The 16,252-nt window shown below is 66.7% G+C and carries 17 protein-coding genes; 12 read left to right on the top strand and 5 right to left on the bottom strand.

Translation table 11 applies throughout. The features are described from left to right. Position 1 precedes the first annotated feature (1 nt). The 3 genes from AC1VNM_RS07460 (at position 2) to AC1VNM_RS07450 (ending at position 4,656) form a co-directional block, all read left to right on the top strand. The gene (locus tag AC1VNM_RS07460) at positions 2-1,309 is read left to right on the top strand and encodes a lysine N(6)-hydroxylase/L-ornithine N(5)-oxygenase family protein (RefSeq protein ID WP_483106418.1); all 1,308 of its coding nucleotides are present in this window, start codon (positions 2-4) and stop codon (positions 1,307-1,309) included. A gap of 210 nt (positions 1,310-1,519) precedes the next feature. Further along, positions 1,520-3,859: a TonB-dependent siderophore receptor gene (locus AC1VNM_RS07455; RefSeq protein ID WP_483106417.1), complete on the top strand. Its 2,340-nt coding sequence runs from the start codon at positions 1,520-1,522 to the stop codon at positions 3,857-3,859. A 236-nt stretch (positions 3,860-4,095) separates the two neighbouring features. After that, positions 4,096-4,656, top strand: coding sequence for a YrhB domain-containing protein (locus AC1VNM_RS07450; RefSeq protein WP_483106416.1), 561 nt, complete (start codon positions 4,096-4,098; stop codon positions 4,654-4,656). Here the strand turns inward: AC1VNM_RS07450 and AC1VNM_RS07445 are convergent. The 3 genes from AC1VNM_RS07445 to AC1VNM_RS07435 are packed head-to-tail and all read right to left on the bottom strand — an operon-like array spanning position 4,614 to position 6,185. Further along, positions 4,614-4,850, bottom strand: a complete 237-nt coding sequence (locus AC1VNM_RS07445; protein WP_483106415.1) for a DUF6933 domain-containing protein — start codon at positions 4,848-4,850, stop codon at positions 4,614-4,616. The two genes, AC1VNM_RS07450 and AC1VNM_RS07445, sit on opposite strands and share 43 nt — an antisense overlap. Beyond that, positions 4,851-5,330, bottom strand: coding sequence for a DUF2147 domain-containing protein (locus AC1VNM_RS07440; protein ID WP_483106414.1), 480 nt, complete (start codon positions 5,328-5,330; stop codon positions 4,851-4,853). It lies immediately after the preceding gene. A 45-nt stretch (positions 5,331-5,375) separates the two neighbouring features. Next, positions 5,376-6,185, bottom strand: coding sequence for an oxidoreductase (locus AC1VNM_RS07435; protein WP_483109254.1), 810 nt, complete (start codon positions 6,183-6,185; stop codon positions 5,376-5,378). Between the two features lie 104 nt (positions 6,186-6,289). Between AC1VNM_RS07435 and AC1VNM_RS07430 the strand changes: the two genes are divergently transcribed. Beyond that, positions 6,290-6,955, top strand: a complete 666-nt coding sequence (locus AC1VNM_RS07430; protein WP_483106413.1) for a TetR/AcrR family transcriptional regulator — start codon at positions 6,290-6,292, stop codon at positions 6,953-6,955. 79 nt (positions 6,956-7,034) lie between these two features. On the opposite strand, the gene AC1VNM_RS07425 is transcribed toward AC1VNM_RS07430, so the two are convergent. Further along, complete coding sequence (locus tag AC1VNM_RS07425) at positions 7,035-7,952, bottom strand: LysR family transcriptional regulator (RefSeq protein ID WP_483106412.1); 918 nt, start codon at positions 7,950-7,952, stop codon at positions 7,035-7,037. A 189-nt stretch (positions 7,953-8,141) separates the two neighbouring features. On the opposite strand from AC1VNM_RS07425, the gene AC1VNM_RS07420 reads away from it, so the two are divergent. The 8 genes from AC1VNM_RS07420 (at position 8,142) to AC1VNM_RS07385 (ending at position 15,958) form a co-directional block, all read left to right on the top strand. Further along, on the top strand, positions 8,142-9,065 hold the full coding sequence (locus AC1VNM_RS07420; protein WP_483106411.1) for a dihydrodipicolinate synthase family protein: 924 nt from the start codon (positions 8,142-8,144) through the stop codon (positions 9,063-9,065). A 167-nt stretch (positions 9,066-9,232) separates the two neighbouring features. Further along, positions 9,233-10,336 carry a porin gene (locus AC1VNM_RS07415; RefSeq protein ID WP_483106410.1) on the top strand — a complete coding sequence of 368 codons (1,104 nt, stop codon included), beginning with the start codon at positions 9,233-9,235 and terminating at the stop codon, positions 10,334-10,336. Between the two features lie 108 nt (positions 10,337-10,444). Beyond that, complete coding sequence (locus tag AC1VNM_RS07410) at positions 10,445-11,416, top strand: Bug family tripartite tricarboxylate transporter substrate binding protein (RefSeq protein ID WP_377155067.1); 972 nt, start codon at positions 10,445-10,447, stop codon at positions 11,414-11,416. 649 nt (positions 11,417-12,065) lie between these two features. Beyond that, a complete protein-coding gene (locus tag AC1VNM_RS07405; RefSeq protein WP_483106409.1) occupies positions 12,066-13,259 on the top strand; it encodes an elongation factor Tu in 1,194 nt (397 codons plus the stop codon). A 204-nt stretch (positions 13,260-13,463) separates the two neighbouring features. Then, a complete protein-coding gene (locus tag AC1VNM_RS07400; RefSeq protein ID WP_377155069.1) occupies positions 13,464-14,330 on the top strand; it encodes a hypothetical protein in 867 nt (288 codons plus the stop codon). A 205-nt stretch (positions 14,331-14,535) separates the two neighbouring features. Continuing rightward, complete coding sequence (locus AC1VNM_RS07395) at positions 14,536-15,018, top strand: GreA/GreB family elongation factor (protein ID WP_483106408.1); 483 nt, start codon at positions 14,536-14,538, stop codon at positions 15,016-15,018. Next, complete coding sequence (locus tag AC1VNM_RS07390) at positions 15,018-15,701, top strand: glutathione S-transferase (RefSeq protein WP_483106407.1); 684 nt, start codon at positions 15,018-15,020, stop codon at positions 15,699-15,701. The genes AC1VNM_RS07395 and AC1VNM_RS07390 overlap by 1 nt, the downstream gene beginning before the upstream one ends. A gap of 53 nt (positions 15,702-15,754) precedes the next feature. After that, positions 15,755-15,958: a hypothetical protein gene (locus AC1VNM_RS07385; RefSeq protein ID WP_483106406.1), complete on the top strand. Its 204-nt coding sequence runs from the start codon at positions 15,755-15,757 to the stop codon at positions 15,956-15,958. 39 nt (positions 15,959-15,997) lie between these two features. On the opposite strand, the gene AC1VNM_RS07380 is transcribed toward AC1VNM_RS07385, so the two are convergent. Continuing rightward, complete coding sequence (locus AC1VNM_RS07380; RefSeq protein ID WP_431103573.1) at positions 15,998-16,213, bottom strand: putative motility protein; 216 nt, start codon at positions 16,211-16,213, stop codon at positions 15,998-16,000. Positions 16,214-16,252: the final 39 nt, after the last annotated feature.

Here is a 16,252-nt window from a genome sequence, read left to right as displayed (position 1 = left end):
CATGCACATCCATGACCTGATCGGCATCGGCTTCGGCCCGTCCAACATCGCCCTGGCCATCGCGCTCGAGGAAGGCCGCGAGGCGCGTCCCCAGGACCGGCCGCTGGACGCGCTGTTCGTGGAACGCCAGCCCGGCTTCGTCTGGCACAAGAACATGCTGCTGGACCACGCGCACATGCAGATCTCCTTCCTGAAGGACCTGGCGACCCTGCGCAACCCGTCGAGCCGCTTCACCTTCCTGAACTACCTGCACGAGAAGGAGCGGCTGCAGGACTTCATCAACCTGAAGACCTTCTTCCCCAGCCGCCACGAGTTCAACGACTACCTGGGCTGGGCGGCGGCCCAGTTCGAGGACCGCTGTGCCTACGGCGAAGACGTCTTCGAGGTGCTGCCCGAGCCGCGCGCCGGCGAGGTGAAGCTGCTGCGCGTGCGCTCACGCGACGCCGTGGGCGCCGTGCATGAGCGGTTGACGCGCCACCTGGTCGTGGGCGTCGGCGGCATGCCGCGCATCCCGGCCGAGTTCAAGGCCTTCAAGGACGATCCGCGCGTCTTCCACTCCAGCAACTACCTGCAGGCGATCGCCGGCAACGGCGCGGCCCAGCGCATCGCCGTCGTCGGCGCCGGCCAGAGCGCGGCGGAGATCTTCATGGACCTGCACGGCCGGCCGCAACGCCCGCACGTGGACCTGGTCATGCGGGCGCGCTCGATCAAGCCCTCGGACGACAGCCCCTTCGTCAACGAGATCTTCAACGCCGACTTCACCGACTTCGTCTTCAGCCGCACCGGCAGCGAGCGCGAGGAGCTGCTCAACGAGTACTGGCACACCAACTACGCCGCGCCCGACCTGGCGCTGATCCAGCAGATCTTCGACGTGTTCTATCGCCAGCGCGTCAGCGGCGAGGAGCGTCACCGCTTCCTGCGTCGCCACGAGGTCGCCGGCGCGCAGGCCGCCGACGACGGCCTGCGGCTGACGCTGCGCGACCTGAACCACGACCGCACGACGACGCAGCGCTACGACGCGATCGTGCTGGCGACCGGCTACGAGCGCGACCGGCATCGCACGCTGCTGTCGTCGCTGGCGCCCTACCTGGGCAACTTCGAGGTCGACCGCCACTACCGCCTGCGCGGCAGTCCCAACTTCCATCCGAGCGTCTTCCTGCAGGGCGCCTGCGAGCTGACCCACGGCCTGAGCGACACGCTGCTGTCGGTCACCGCGATCCGCTCCGGCGAGATCCGCAGCGCGCTGCACGGCGCTGCCGGCATCGATCACGCGACGGTCCGGCAGGAAAGCTCGCGTCAGGCCGCATGACGACATCGATGCCTCGCGACCGGCCGCCCCGGAGGCAGCCGGGCCCGCGCTCAGTGCCTCCGGATCGTTGAGCGAGGAGCCGCCGACGACCCCCGCTTCGTTCTCCGCGACGCGCGCCGCCACACGGGATCCGTGGCGGCGCGCTTTTTCACGTTCCGGGCTCCCTCTTACCTCTCCACCACAACCATGAATCCTCAGAAGGATCGCGCCATGTTCCCGTCCTCCTCGTTCACGTCGTTCACCTCGTCCCCGTCGGTTTCGTCGCAATCGCAATCGCAATCGCAATCGCCGTCGCCTTCGTCATCGCTGCCGCCTCGGCCCCGCCGGCTCTCGCTGGCCCTGGCCTCCGCCTTCGGCACCGTCGCACTGGCGGGTGTCCCGTCCGTCTGGGCACAGGCCGCCGCGGACGCGACCGCCGCCGAGGCGGCCGCGGCCCCCGGTGCCGCCGCCTCGGGCGCGGCCGGCTCCGCGCTGCCCACCGTGTCCGTGAGCGGCCGTTCCGCGCCGAGCGAGGGCACCGGCTCCTACACCGTGCGCAGCACCGGCGCGGGCACGCGCATGCCGCTGTCGCCGCGCGAGACGCCGCAGTCGCTGACGGTGATCGGCCGCCAGCAGATGGACGAGCAGAACCTGGACACGCTCAACGAGGTGATGCGCCAGACGCCCGGCATCGTCGTCAACCGCCGCGACGAGCGCGTCGACTTCACCTCGCGCGGCTTCTCGATGAGCCAGATGGTCGACGGCATCCCGACGCTGGCCTTCAACAACGTCTCGGCCGAGGCGAGCATGACCAGCATGGCCATGTACGACCGCGTCGAGGTCATCCGCGGCCCGGCGGGCCTGCTCAACGGCGTCGGCCAGCCGGGCGGCTCGATCAACCTGGTGCGCAAGCGCCCGACGAAGAACTTCGAAGGCAGCGTCACCGTCGGCGCCGGCAACTGGAGCCGATACCTCACGCAGGCCGACGTGGGCGGCAGCCTGACGGCGGGGGGCGGCGTGCGCGGTCGCGTGGTCGCGTCGTACTCGGGCGGCGATACCTTCATCGACAACAAGAGCCGCAAGGACAGCATGCTGTACGCGATCGTCGAGACCGACCTGGGCGCGCGCACCGTGCTGGCCGGCGGCTTTGAGTACCAGAAGAACGACATCGATGGCGCCAACTTCGGCAACATCCCGCCGTACTACGGCAACGGCACGCGGCTGGTGGTGCCGCGCTCCTACTCGTTCAGCACGCCGTGGAGCGTCTGGAACATGGAGACCCAGCGCGCCTTCGTCAACCTGCAGCACGCGTTCGACAACGGCTGGCTGGTGAAGGCCGAGCTGGCGCAGGTCAAGAACAAGCGCGAGCGCTACAGCGGCGACCTGCAGAGCACGCTGCCGACCTTCCCGATCAACGCGGCCACCAACGTCGGCGTGGTCTCGCTGAGCGACAACCCGGCGGAGGGCACGAACAAGTCGCTGGACGTGTACGCGTCGGGACCATTCCGGCTGTTCGGTCGCACGCACCAGGCGGTGATCGGCTTCAACGTCAACAAGCTCGAGAACGAGATCGCCAACAACAGCGCGCTCAACACCGGCACGCGACTGGACCGCCGTCCGGGGTCGGTCTTCGACCTCGGCGCGATCGCCAAGCCGGACTTCCAGTACCCGCGCCTGCGCCAGTACGGCGACACGCAGGAGCGCGCGATCTACGGGTCCACGCGGCTGCAGGCGACGGACGCGCTTTCGGTGATCGTGGGGTCGCGCGTGACCTGGTACGAGAACACGGCCTACCAGCGCTCCTGGGCCGGCACGGCCAACGGCGCGCGCGTCGACGGCGCGCCGGTGAAGGAGGACGGCGTGTTCACGCCCTACGCCGGCGTGGTCTACGACCTGACGCCGCAGTTCTCCGTCTACAGCAGCTTCACGCAGATCTTCCAGCCCAACACGTCCAAGGACGTGAACGGCAACGTGATCGATCCGCAGCGCGGCAGCAACGTCGAATTCGGCGTGAAGGGCGAGCACTTCGGTGGCCGTCTCACGACCGCGGTCGCCGTGTACCGGACCAAGCAGGACCATGTGCCGGTCGCGACGGGCACGCTGCAGCCGGACGGCACGGCGGCCTTCCGCGGCGAGCGCGGCACGGTGACCGAGGGCTATGAGTTCAGCCTCGCCGGCGAGGTGCTGACCGGCTGGCAGCTGCAGGCCGGCTATGCCTACGGCACGCCGACCAAGGCGGACGGCTCGGCGCTGTCGCCGCACCTGGCCACGCGCACGTTCAACCTCGCGACCAGCTATCGCCTGCCGGGCGTGCTGAACAAGCTGACGGTGGGCGGCAACGTGAGCTACCAGAACCGCACGTCGATGGACGTGATCTCCAAGCCGGCGCTGACGCAGGGCGGCTACACGCTGCTGGGCCTGCTGGCGCGGTATGACGTGACGCGGCAGCTGAACGTGTCCCTCAACGTCGAGAACGTGACCGACAAGACCTACATCTGGATGAGCGGGCAGTCGGGCTACATGTTCGGGACGCCGCGGAGCACGTGGGTCAGGGCGAACTACAAGTTCTGACGGGCAAGGACTGACCCTCGGGTGGCGATCGACACGGGGCGCCCGGAAGTGCCTCGTGGTCAACTCTTCATTCGATTAGCGAGCGCTGCCAGGGAGAAATCGAGTCATCTCGATCGGAACACCAGCCCAGCGGAGGATCCGAAAGAGAGGCCACCTCCGCTCTCTGCCGGCTGCCTCACCGCACCTCTGAGGCACGACGACGGCAGAATGCCCCAGGACTGCATGACGTCCGAACAATGACCATCACCTTCGCCCAAGCTGCCGAGATTGCCGAACGCCACCTGCGCGCGTGCTCCGAAGGTGAAGTCGCGCTGCGGCTCCTGCCCGACAGGACGGACGACGTCGATGTCGGCTGGGTTTTCTACTATCAGTCTGCCCGCTACCTGGAGACCGGTGATCTCAGCGACATGCTCGCTGGAAACAACCCGCTCTTCATCGCCCGATCCGATGGTCGACTCTTTGTCGTCGACTTCCATCGGCCGTTGGAGGAGTCGCTCGCGGCTTATCGGTCCTGTGGCGACCTCAATGCACGAGAGGCGTCGCTCGTTCGACTGTCGGGTTGGCGCCGGGGCGCATTGCCCATCTCGGCGGTCCAAGCGATCCGTCGTCATTCATCCCTTGGTCTTGCAGCGGCGAAACAACTTGTCGATTCATGCCTGTCCAATGAGTCTCCCGTCATCGAGGCAGGCTCCGTGGCGGAGGCCAGAACGCTGGCGCAGAGCCTCGAAGCAGCTGGCTTCGAAGCGGTGGTCAGCTACGCATATCCATCCTTTGTCGATACGGATATGCCATCTTGAGCGATCCGCGCGACCACTGCGTCGGCGGGCACCCCCACGGACACGAGCACGGGTTCCAGCGCCTCGATGAACTTCTGAACGATGGACCGTCCCTCCCGTGCGGGCAACACGACGGGCAGCAAGGTTCGCTCGCTGACGGCGAGCACGACCTGGATCCGCCCGACGCAGACCAGGTTGGCGTACCAGTCGACCACTCACTCCTGGCGCAACCAAGTCTGCGAGCGCCCCAGCATGGGCACGCCGATGTAGCCGCGCACGCTGAGCTTCTTGCCGTTATCGGTCAGGCTCACTTTGCAGCGATAGACCTTGCCGTTGTCCGGGTCGAGAATCTGACCGCCGTCATATTCCTCGCCCTGTCTGGTCAGGCCGTTGAGGATCACCAGACCGATGATTGGCGCGTTCTTGTTCGCGCCTTCGCACTTGTCGCATTTCGGAGCCGGATCTTCATTCGCGGCAGGGAACACTTTCTCGATCCTGCCCATCAGACCGCCATTCGACTCGGTGATGCGGATCAGTGCCCGCGGCTTGCCGCTGACGTCGTCCACGCTCTTCCACAGACCCACCGGCGTTGAATCGTCAGCCCACGCGGGCAGCGTCGTGAGCAGCGCGGCCGCGGCGAATGCCTTGAACGCGAGAGCCGGAAAGAGCGGGAGGTGGCGAGATGCAGGATTCATGGTTCTGAACGAATTGGAGTCATGGCGGTGGGCATGCTGGGCAAACTACGCCGCGAGTCGCAGGTTCTTGCGAATGCCCGCGTCCACCACGCCTGCCGGCGCGAAGGTACGCAGGAACTGCAGGAAGCCGGCGCGGCCACCAGCCGTGTAGCGCAGCTTCGGGCGCGTCGCCATCGAAGCCTTCAGCACCGTCTCCGCCACGACCGCCGGTTCGTCCGCCTCATCGATCAGCTCGCTCAGCCGCTGACCGACGGCCACACGGACGTCGCGGTACTCATCGAGCTTGGCATCGGGTTCGAGCAAGTTGGCCTCGAACTGTGTCCTGGTGTTGGCGGGCTCGATCACCGAGACCCGGATGCCCATCGTGCGAAGCTCATGGTCGAGCGACTCCGAATAGCCTTCGACCGCGTGCTTGGTCGCGGCATAGAACGCCATGTAGGGCGCCGGCAGAAAGCCGAAGACGGAGCCGATGTTGATGATGCGACCGCCCCCTTGGTGCCGCATGTGAGGCACGACGGCACGGGTCATTCGGACGGTGCCGAAGAAGTTCGTCTCGAAGATCGACTGCGCCTGCGCCGTCGAACTCTCTTCCGCACCGGCCGGGGCAGTGCTGAATCCCGCGTTGTTCACGAGCAGGTCGATGCGCCCTTCCCTGCTCAGCATCTGCGCCACGGCGGCCGCGACGGATTCATCGCTGGTCACGTCCAGGGACAGCATCTCGAACGAGCCCTGGTGGGCGTGGGCATCGCGTCGGCTGGTGCCATAGACCTTGAAGCCGGCCGCCGAGAGCCGCTCGGCCGTGGCTTGGCCAATGCCCGAGGAGGCCCCCGTCACGAGCGCCGTCTTGCCATTCATCGTCATGATGTTTCCTTGCTATGCTGCGAGCGTTAGAAGACTGATGGTCTCCAATTTAGCAGACCGATGGTCTCTTGTGCAAGCCCCTACGAGCGACGTCCCCGATGAGCCCACCCTCCCCGTATCTGCGCGCGCGTTCTCCCGAACAGAAGGAGGAGCGCCGCCGCCACCTGCTGGACACCGCGAGATCGCTGCTGGTGGACATGCCGGACCTGCACGACCTGGGCATCAACGAACTGGCGCGGCGCGCGCAGATGACCAAGTCGAATGTCTACCGGTACTTCGAGAGCAGCGAAGCCGTCTTGCTGGATGTGCTGGTCGAGGAGTTCGTCCTGTGGCGCGCCGAGCTGCGCAAGGCCCTGAGCCGCGATCGCAAGCGCAGCGGAACCGTGGAGCACATCGCGCGTGCGTTCGCGGCCACCGTGGCGGCGCGCCCGCTGTTGTGCCGGCTCACCAGCATCTTTCCTTCGATCCTCGAGCACAATATTTCGGCCGAGCGCATGGTCGAGTTCAAGCACGGCCTGCTGGCCCTGCGCCAGGAGACCGCGCTCGACTTTCACGCCTGCGTGCCGACGATCTCGTCAGCCAGTTTCGAGCGTTGCCTCCACCTGGCCCTGCCGATGCTCATCGGGCTTTGGCCGCTCAGCCACCCGGCCAAGGTCGCCGCCGAAGTGGTCGAGCTTCCCGAACTGGCGGCCTTGCGCTACCGCTTTCAGCACGACCTGGAAGAGGGATTGCTGATGCTCCTGGGTAGCCTGCCGAGCGAGTGATTGGCTGGCTGGCCGGAGCGGCCGGAAGCTGCCGTGCGACCGCGCTGCGGAGGCCGCCTGCGCCGTGCGTGCGCAGGCCTCATCCAGGCTCGGAGAGCTGGTTCCTCCAGGACTTCACCAGCGCCTGGATGGTCTGCGCGACCACCTTGCAGGCCGGCGTGAGCTTGCCGTGCCGGGGCGTGGCCAGCGTCACGTGTCGCATGAGGTCCGGACGGACCAGCTTTGTCGCATGCACCCTCCCGGCCCGCAGGTCCTCCGCGAAGGCGTAAGGGCCGAGGATGGAGTACAGCCCCGGCTGGTTCGCTACCAGCGTCCGTTGAACGGTGAGCGAGTCGGCCTCCGCCACCGGCTCCAGCTGGAAGCCAAGGCCTCGGGCGGTTTCATCGAGCGCGTTTCGCCAGTGGCTCGGCCGTCGCGGAAGCACCAGGCGCAGCCCCTTCAGACGCGAGAAGGGCAGCGTTGGCTGCTGGGTGAGCGGGTCGCCAGGCGCGCTGACCAGGTAGGTACTGACGCTCGACAGGAGCTTCTCATCGCGCCCGGAAGGCTTGCTGAAGCGGAACAACACGGCGAGGTCCAGTGAGCGGCTGTCCAGCAGCGCATCCAGTTCCGTTCCCTGCGCTTCCACCAGGTCCAAGGAAATGCCCGGATGCTCGCGCTGCAGCTGCTCGAACAAGCGGGTGGTGAGCGGATGAGCGGCCGTGGGGATGATGCCCAAGGTCACCCGACCCACGATGCGGCCCGCGTCGGACTTCAGCTCGAGCTCCATCTGCTCGGTCTCTTGAAGCCAGGGACGCAGCCGGGCAGCGACGCGTGCGCCGAGCTCGGTGACCGCGACGCCACGGCCAGTCCGGCGAAACAGCGGCCCGCCGTAGCCGGACTCGAAGTCCGTGATCTGGCGGCTGATGTGCGACTGGGCCGTCTGCCGATGCGCCGCCACCTTGCTCAGGCTGCCCGCCTCCACCACCTCGAGGAAGAGCCGTACCGCTGCGATGTTCATGCGCGTCTCCGTGAGATATGCCAATTCTGGCATGTCTGATTCATCTGATCTGTGGCTATGCGGATGGTCGCCGGATTTCTACATTCACTCCCACCGACCCGTACCCCGCTGCCGGCGCGAAGCCGGCGAGAGTGACAAGACGGCCAGGTTCATCACCCACCCTCGGCACTGCGACATCAGGAGACATCCATGCAAGCCCCCGACCTCCGCGGCCTCGTGCCCGCACCCGTCACCCCCTTCACCCGCGACGGCGCCGTCGACTACGCGGCCATCCAGCGCCTGGGCAGCTGGCTGGGCGGCATCGACGGCGTCAAGGGCTTGACCGTCCTCGGTCACGCCGGCGAAGGCACGTTCCTGGAGCGTGACGAGCAGCTGCGCGTCATCACCGCCTTCCGCGAATCCGTGGGCGACCGCCTGCCCATCATTGCCGGCATCACGCTGGAAGGCACGAGCGTCGCGGCCGAAGAAGCCAAGCGCGCGGTCAAGGCCGGCGCCTCGGCCGGCCTGGTGTACCCGTCGCATGGCTGGCTGCGCTTCGGCTACCAGGACGGCGCTCCGCAGGACCGCTACAAGGCCATCCACGAAGCCAGCGGCCTGCCGCTGATCCTGTTCCAGTACCCGGATGCCACCAAGGCCACCTACAACCTGAAGACGCAGCTGGAAATCGCCGCGCTGCCGGGTGTCTTCGCGATGAAGAACGGCGTGCGCAACATGAAGCGCTGGGACACCGAGATCCCTGTCATCCGCAAGGAGCGCCCGGACCTGCAGATCCTGACCTGCCACGACGAGTACCTGCTGCACACCATGTTCGACGTGGACGGCGCGCTGGTCGGCTACGGCGGCCTGACGCCGGAGCCGCTGATTGAACTGATCGCCGCCGGCAAGGCCAGGGACTACGCCAAGGCGCGTGCCATCCACGACCGCCTGCTGCCGGTGACCAAGAACGTGTACCACCGCGGCAGCCACATGGAAGGCACCGTGGCGCTGAAGCACGGCCTGGTGGCCCGCGGCATCCTCGAGCACGCCACGGTGCGCAGCCCGCTGCTGCCGCTGGCGGAAGGCGCCGGCGAGGAGATCGCCGCGGCCCTGCGCTCGGCCGGCCTGGCCAAGTAGGCGCAAGACCTGGCACCGCGGGGAGCGGCTCCGCCCTTCCCCGCCGTGCCGTCGGTGGCTCATCACCGGCATCCGTGGCGCGCCGGCGCTCCGTGGCACGAAGAAGACTTCGGCCACCCGGCATCCCCTAGACGTCCGGCGAACAACGCCGGCAGAGGAGACAAGACATGTTCCGATTCCCCGTCGCCGCATGGGCGGCCGTGGCTGGGATCGTCGGCGGGCAGTGCCACGCGCAGACCTCGGTCGCGTTGTCTGGCACGGTCGACGTCGGCGTCCGCCACGTGAAGAATGGCCGGCTGGGCAGCATCGACTCCGAAGTGAGCGGCGCCAACACCACCAGCAAACTGGTCGTCCAGGTAAGAGAAGCGCTCGGCGACGGCTTGAGCGCCGGCATCTATCTCGACAGCACCCTCCTCGGCGACACCGGCGCCGTGAACACACCGTTCTGGGACCGGCGAGCCACCGTCAGCCTCGCGCACGACCGCCTGGGCGAGATCCGCCTGGGCCGCGACTGGGCCCCCACGCACATCCTCTGGTCCGACATGGACCCGTTCATCACCCTGGGCATCGCGGGCGCCAACAGCTTCCGCTCTGTCTTCGCGTCGCGCGCCCTCGGCCAGGCCTTCGGCGTGAGCGCCGATGCCAACCAGCTCAACCCGACCCTCCGGATCGCCAACACCGCGCAGTACTTCCTGCCGACCGGTCTGGGCGGCCTCTACGGCTCGCTGCTGGTGAGCGCTGGTGAAGGCGGTGCCGCCGGCGCCGGTTCCGCGAAGACCGATGGCGGACGCCTGGCCTGGCGCGGCGAGCAGCTGATGGTCGGTGTCGCGCAGGTCGCGACCCGCAACGCCAACGCCGGCCGCGACTTCACCGACCGTGTCTGGGGCGCGTCCTACGACTTCAAGGTCTTGAAGGTGAGCCTGGGCCAGCGCCAGTGGCGCTACGGACCGGACAAGACCACGAACACGCTCGTGGCCGCGCTGGTTCCCCTCGGCTTCGGCGATCTGAAGTTCTCCGTGCTTCGCGCGGACCAGAAGGGGGCGACTGCAGCACAGAGCTCCAACGATGCGACCTTGATCGGTGCCGGCTACGTGCACCATCTGTCCAAGCGCACGGCGGTGTACGCGCATGCCTCACGCATCGCCAACAAGGGCGGCGCCTCGTTCGCCGTCACCGGCGGTCCTGCGGTGAGCGGCGTCGCCACGGCAGCCAACTACTTCGGAGGCCAGAAGTCGACGGCCTTCGAAAGCGGCATCCGGCACAACTTCTGAGGTCCGCCCCATGGCGAGAACGATGATCGAGACGCCCGACCAGGCGCTCGAGGACCTCTCGTCCTGAACTGCGACGACCCCCAGAGCAGAGAAAAGCAAGGAGACACCATGAACTTCGTCAAAGTGCTGGCCACCCTGATGGCCGGCGCCGTGATTCCCCTGACGGCGCACGCACAGGCCTTTCCGGAGAAAGGCAGCACGCTGCGCATCATCGTTCCGTTTGCAGCAGGGGGCGGCGTGGACAACGCGGCCCGTCTGCTGGCCGAGCAATTGCGCAAGCAACTCGGCACTCCCGTCGTCGTGGAGAACAAGGCCGGCGCGAGCGGCACCCTCGGCGGCAAGGCGGTTCAGACAGCGCCGGCCGACGGCTACACGATGCTGTTCTCCGCAGCCACGCATGTCCTGGCCAAGCAGGTGATGGCGACGCCGCCCTACGACCCGCAGACCGACTTCGTCCCTGTGGCGCGTGTTGGCGAAGCGCCGCTCATGCTTGTCATCGCACCGGGGCTCGAACCCAAAACGCTGGCGCAGATGATCGTCGCCGCCAAGGCCAAGCCCGACGACTGGATGGCGGCCATTCCCGCGGCCGGTGCGCCGAGCCATCTGGCGACGCTCCTCTTCGCGAAGCAGGCGGGCCTGAAGCTCACCTACGTTCCGTACAAGGGAACCCAACCGGCTCTGGTCGATGTCGGCGGCAACCACGTGAGCCTGCTGATGGACTCCATGGTGTCGCTACTGCCGCTCGCGAAGTCCGGAAGGGTTCGTCCTCTGGCCATCACCGCGGAGAAGCGAAGCCCGCTGGCGCCGGACGTGCCGACGATGCAGGAAGGCGGCCTCAAGGCATTCAAGTACGCGTCCTGGTACGGCGTCTGGGTCCCGAAGGGAACGCCCGAGGACCGCGTCGCCAAACTGAGCGCGGCCGTGACGCAAGCGTCGACGGAGCTGGGACGCAATGGCGCTTACGCGGCGATCGGCATCGATGCGATCGCTGAAGGCAGTGCGCAGTTCAAGAAGTTCATCGCCGCCGACGTGGCGCTGGGCGCGGAGCTGCTGAAGAGCTCAGGGTTCAAGCCGGAGTGACGGGGAGGACAAGCACTGCGGTTGGCGCCACCTCCACCTGGACAGCGCCCCCGGGCGCGCATGAACCGCGCCACGCCGACTGCTGCGCACGCACAACGCCTCCGTTGCTTCCCGCCCATCGCGGTGTTAGCCTCGCGGCCCTATGCAGCAGTTCCTGACCTTCCAGCGCGCACAAGCCGCAGCCGAGACCCGCACATTCGCGGTGGATACGCTGTGCGCGGCGTATGACGCAGCACTGCTTCCCTAGAGCCATTCCATCCGGAGGCTCGGCCTCCTGAGTTCAACGAAACCCGGTAGGCCACAAGCCACCGGGTTTTGTTTTTTCCGTCCTCCGTTGGAGACCCAGGCCATGAGCCTCGATCGAGATTCGTCCTCATTCTTCGCCGCACGCGCTGCAAGCAGCGCCGTGCTGTGCGTCCCCTTCGTGGAGTGGTTCGTGTAGACCTCTCCGGGCCTGCGTGTGCCTGGAGGTCCATCCTTCAGGCGAGATGAAAAGCCTGCCGGGTGGCCCACACCCCGCAGGCTTTTTTCTTTCGTCCGCACAAGCGGGCACCCAGGTCTGGCGCGCGCGCCGACAACCCCGCCGACAGGTCCACCTGGCCAGTGGACCGAACCGGCTTTTCACTCATCAACGAACTGGAGAAACATCATGACCACCAAGGTCCACGTCAACGTCGGCACGATCGGTCACGTCGATCACGGCAAGACGACGCTGACGGCCGCCCTCACCGCCGTGCAGGCCGCACGCTTTGGCGGCCGCGCCCTGTCCTACGGACAGATCGACAACGCCAAGGAAGAGCGCGAGCGCGGCATCACGATCAACACCTCGCACGTCGAGTACGAGTCGGACAGGCACCACTACGCGCACATCGACTGCCCGGGCCACGCCGACTACATCAAGAACATGATCACCGGTGCCTCGCAGATGGACGGCGCCATCCTGCTGGTGGACGGCACCGAAGGCGCCGCCCGGCAGACCATCGAACACGTGCTGCTGGCGCGCCAGGTGAACGTGGGGCACATGGTGGTGTTCGTGAACAAGATGGACCTGGTGCCCGAGAGCGACCGCACCGACATTGCCGAGCTGATCGAGATGGAGATCGGCGCCCTGCTGGCCACCCATGGCTATCTGGAGCCCGCCTTCGTCTTCGGCAGCGCCATGAAGGCGCTGGCTGCCGCCGAGCGCGGCGAGCTGGATGGCCCGGACGTGCAATGCATCGTCGAGCTGGTGAACGCCCTGGACGCGCGCATCCCTGACCCGGTGCGCGACTACGCCAGCCCGTTCATGATGCCCGTCGAGGCGGTGCACACCATCGCGGGCCGCGGCACGGTCATCAGCGGCCGTGTCGAGCGCGGCGTGATCCGCGTGGGCGACTCTCTGGAGATCGTCGGCCTCAGCTCGTCCGGCGACGACCCTGTCGTCGTCACCGGCGTGCAGTCCTTCCACAAGGACGTGGCCGAGGGTCGTGCCGGCATGAACGTGGGCCTGCTGCTGCGCGGCGTCAAGCGCGATGACGTCGTGCGCGGCCAGGTCGTGGTGAAGCCCGGTGCGCTGAAGCCCTACCGCGCGGGGCGTGCCCAGATCTTCGTCCTCAGCAAAGAAGAAGGTGGCCGCCACACGCCGTTCGGCTCGGGCTACCAGCCGCAGTTCTTCTTCGGCCCGACCGACGTGACCGGTGTCATCAGCGTCGACGCCGACGCCGGCGTTGTCGAACCCGGCGCACAGGCCTTGATCAGCTTCGAGCTGAACAAGCCCGTCGCGATCGAGAACGGCATGCGGTTCGCCATGCGCGAGGGCGGCAAGACCGTCGGCGCTGGCATCGTGACTGAAGTGCTCAGCTGAAAGGCTCAGTTGAAAGGCTGAGCACTCCCCGCCCCTGTTGCTTGCTTGTCAGGCAGCAGGGGCTTTTTTTCTTCGGCCGCTACTCGACACCTTGCTGAGCGCCCTCTGCTGGAACAGGCATAGGCGCCGCCTTCCTGAAGAGCCTCGGATAGAGTGTTCCATTCCATGAAGGTTGGCGAAGGAAATCCAGTGACTGACACCCCCATGGCACTTCCTGAACGATTCGAAGTGCAACGATCCGAACGATGGGTGTTTCTGGCCGCGCCTTGGCTGTTCATCGCCTTGGCAGCGTTCTTCGTCGCCATGCCCTTCCTTCCCGGCGATGGGAAGCCGCGCAATGAAGCTTTCCTGTTGGGCTTCGCTGTCGTCGGTTGTCTCGCCTTCAGCGTCTGTGCGTGGTACTCCCGGCAGCTCGTTCGACAGCTGGTCGAATCCGCTGTCTCGGTCGATGAACAGGGGCTGTGGCCGTCGGTCAAGAACAGGCATGACGCCCTGGTTCCCTGGAACTCGATCGTCCGCTTGCGGGAGCGCGAGATCTTGCAGCGCCTCGACGCGATCGATGCCTCGGGAAAGACTGTTGCCAGGCTGGAGTACCAGCTCAAGGACTTCGATCGTCTGCGGGCCATCGTGTTGGAGCGGGCAAACCTGCGCGGCACGGCGCCATCGTCCGACACTTACAAGCGGCCGCGGAGCCACCACCTGCTTGCCATCGGTGGCGTGCTCGGCTTCGCGCTTCTGGGCTGGTACCTGGGCCCCACCGAGCCACTGCTCGGCTACGTTGCGATGACCTTCGTCGTCGGGCTCGTCGCCTGGGAGTACTGGACCACGCCATTCCGCCTGCGCATCACACCAGGCGCTCTCGAGATCAGCCTGCCGGGCCGTCTCCGGCGCGTTCCGCGCGAGCACATCAGGAGCGTCGAGATTCAGGATGAACAGGTGAACTACACCAAGCAACCAGCCGTGATGTTGCAGCTGGTCGGAGGCGGAAAGCCTGTGAAGCTCAAGGCGCTCGGCGTGCAGACCGTGGAACTGCATCAGGCGCTTCAGGCTTGGCACCGGGGCAACGCCTGACCCTCCCAGGTGCCGTGGAATGCCCCCACGAGCACGGCCGCCCCTGCCCGGCAGCGGTTGCAGCAACCATGCGTCGCTTTTCCCCGAAGACCTATCATCAACTCGCTCACGCTCCGTGACACGAAGCGGTCATCGGCTCAGCTGACTGGGCCGTGGCATTCACACTCAAGAGGCCTCCGCTTGTTCGAGATGCCTACCTTTCATCATGGATAAATTCTTGCTGCAGCAGCAGGTGCTGGAACGGCTCGCCGAAGACCTGCTGCAAGCCGAACAGGCAGCGCGCGTGGCGCATGAAACGGCGACTCACGAAGAAAACATCGCCGAGAACAAGTACGACACGCTGGGTCTCGAAGCCGCCTATCTCGCCACCGGCCAGGCTCGTCGCGCCGAAGCCATCCGCCAGGCGATGGCCAATTGGCGCCAGTTCCGCCCGCCCGCCTACGACGCCAGGTTGGGCATCCAGATCGGCGCGCTGGTCTGCCTGGTCGATGCCGACGACAAGCAGCAACAGCTCTTTCTCGGCCCGGATGGCGGCAGCATGAAGTTGGTGAGCGGCGCTCAGCTCGTTCAGGTCATCAGCAGCGAAGCCCCGTTGGGCAGGGCCATGCTGGGCAAATGTGAAGGTGATGAGGTGTCGATCCAGGTCGCTTCAATCCGACAGCAGTTTGAGGTGATGTGGGTTCATTGATGCTGACACCGCACGCACCACTCGCCACCCCAGGTCTACAGTTGCCGCGGCTCTACACCTTTCGCCGCTGCCCCTACGCCATGCGCGCACGGATGGCGCTGCTGCAGGCCGGGCGGGCCTTCGAGGCGGTGGAGGTCAGCTTGCGCGACAAGCCGGCAAGCTTGCTCGCCTTGTCTCCCAAGGCAACGGTACCCGTGCTGCAGTTGCCCGATGGCAGCGTGATCGAGGAGAGTTGGGACATCATGCGCTGGGCACTGGCTGCGCCCGATGCGCAGGGCTGGTGGGCGCGGGCGCAATCGCCTGCGAACCTCGACCTGGTACAGCGAAACGACGGCGACTTCAAGCATCACCTCGACCGCTGGAAGTACCCCCAGCGCTACGCGAGTGAGACCCTCACGCCAGACGCACACCGCGACAGGGCGCTGGATGTGCTTCTGCGACCGCTGGAGGCACGGCTGCACAGCGCGCCCTTCCTGGGCGGCGCCACGCCATGCGCCACCGACTTGGCCGTGTTCCCCTTCGTCCGCCAGTTCGCCGCAGTGGAGCCGGAATGGTTTGCAACGTTGGACTTGCCATCGGTACGGTCCTGGCTGAACGGCTGGCTCGACAGCCCGCTATTCGTTTCATGCATGTACAAGTTGCCCGCGGAAGGGGCGAATCGCTTTCCGCCGCTCCAGCGATAGCCGACAGACGACTTCTGGAATCGCAGCTGGAGTCGGGGCCTTTGGAACGCCTCATGAAGTCAAGGCTTGCGCATGACCCGCTGCATGGCGTCCTTGCTCATCTCATCGCGCGCGTCGACCTGCAGTACGAAGCCCACCGCCGCGCGACCGAGGCCAACGCCGAGAACGCGACCAACCTGAAGGTGTTGGCGGGACTGGCGGCGTGCTTCGACAAGCCGTACCGGGAGGCCTACGGCAAGTGCAGACCCCGCGATTGACCCGGCTTCCCACCCGCACCGGGTGGCGAAGCGACCGGGTCAGGCGTAGGTGTTGATGTTCCGGCCGAGACTGCCTTCGGTGGCCAGGGCAGTCGGCTGCGGCAGCGCCGCCAGCAGCGCGGCGGCGCCGGCTTCCTGGACGTCCATGGCCTTGCGGAGCACCAGCAGGCCGGCCGCGTTGCCGACCGTGCCAGGCGTGCCGTTGGATGCATTGCTGACGGCTGCGGCGACGCTGGGGGAATTGGTGATGACCATCCCTGCAATATCGGCGATTCCGGCGCGAGCTTGAGCGCT

The organism is Mitsuaria sp. MSU3D, assembly GCF_056867975.1.
The sequence above is the reverse complement of the archived record's forward strand: the minus strand, read 5'-3'. Positions and strand labels throughout refer to the sequence as shown.

Excerpts from the sequence above, each read along its gene's own strand:
- AC1VNM_RS07460 (WP_483106418.1), top strand. The coding sequence starts at position 2 with ATGCACATCCATGACCTGATCGGCATCGGCTTCGGCCCGTCCAACATC.
- AC1VNM_RS07455 (WP_483106417.1), top strand. The coding sequence starts at position 1,520 with ATGTTCCCGTCCTCCTCGTTCACGTCGTTCACCTCGTCCCCGTCGGTT.
- AC1VNM_RS07450 (WP_483106416.1), top strand. The coding sequence starts at position 4,096 with ATGACCATCACCTTCGCCCAAGCTGCCGAGATTGCCGAACGCCACCTG.
- AC1VNM_RS07440 (WP_483106414.1), bottom strand. The coding sequence starts at position 5,330 with ATGAATCCTGCATCTCGCCACCTCCCGCTCTTTCCGGCTCTCGCGTTC.
- AC1VNM_RS07435 (WP_483109254.1), bottom strand. The coding sequence starts at position 6,185 with ATGAATGGCAAGACGGCGCTCGTGACGGGGGCCTCCTCGGGCATTGGC.
- AC1VNM_RS07430 (WP_483106413.1), top strand. The coding sequence starts at position 6,290 with ATGAGCCCACCCTCCCCGTATCTGCGCGCGCGTTCTCCCGAACAGAAG.
- AC1VNM_RS07425 (WP_483106412.1), bottom strand. The coding sequence starts at position 7,952 with ATGAACATCGCAGCGGTACGGCTCTTCCTCGAGGTGGTGGAGGCGGGC.
- AC1VNM_RS07420 (WP_483106411.1), top strand. The coding sequence starts at position 8,142 with ATGCAAGCCCCCGACCTCCGCGGCCTCGTGCCCGCACCCGTCACCCCC.
- AC1VNM_RS07415 (WP_483106410.1), top strand. The coding sequence starts at position 9,233 with ATGTTCCGATTCCCCGTCGCCGCATGGGCGGCCGTGGCTGGGATCGTC.
- AC1VNM_RS07410 (WP_377155067.1), top strand. The coding sequence starts at position 10,445 with ATGAACTTCGTCAAAGTGCTGGCCACCCTGATGGCCGGCGCCGTGATT.
- AC1VNM_RS07405 (WP_483106409.1), top strand. The coding sequence starts at position 12,066 with ATGACCACCAAGGTCCACGTCAACGTCGGCACGATCGGTCACGTCGAT.
- AC1VNM_RS07400 (WP_377155069.1), top strand. The coding sequence starts at position 13,464 with ATGGCACTTCCTGAACGATTCGAAGTGCAACGATCCGAACGATGGGTG.
- AC1VNM_RS07395 (WP_483106408.1), top strand. The coding sequence starts at position 14,536 with ATGGATAAATTCTTGCTGCAGCAGCAGGTGCTGGAACGGCTCGCCGAA.
- AC1VNM_RS07390 (WP_483106407.1), top strand. The coding sequence starts at position 15,018 with ATGCTGACACCGCACGCACCACTCGCCACCCCAGGTCTACAGTTGCCG.
- AC1VNM_RS07385 (WP_483106406.1), top strand. The coding sequence starts at position 15,755 with ATGAAGTCAAGGCTTGCGCATGACCCGCTGCATGGCGTCCTTGCTCAT.
- AC1VNM_RS07380 (WP_431103573.1), bottom strand. The coding sequence starts at position 16,213 with ATGGTCATCACCAATTCCCCCAGCGTCGCCGCAGCCGTCAGCAATGCA.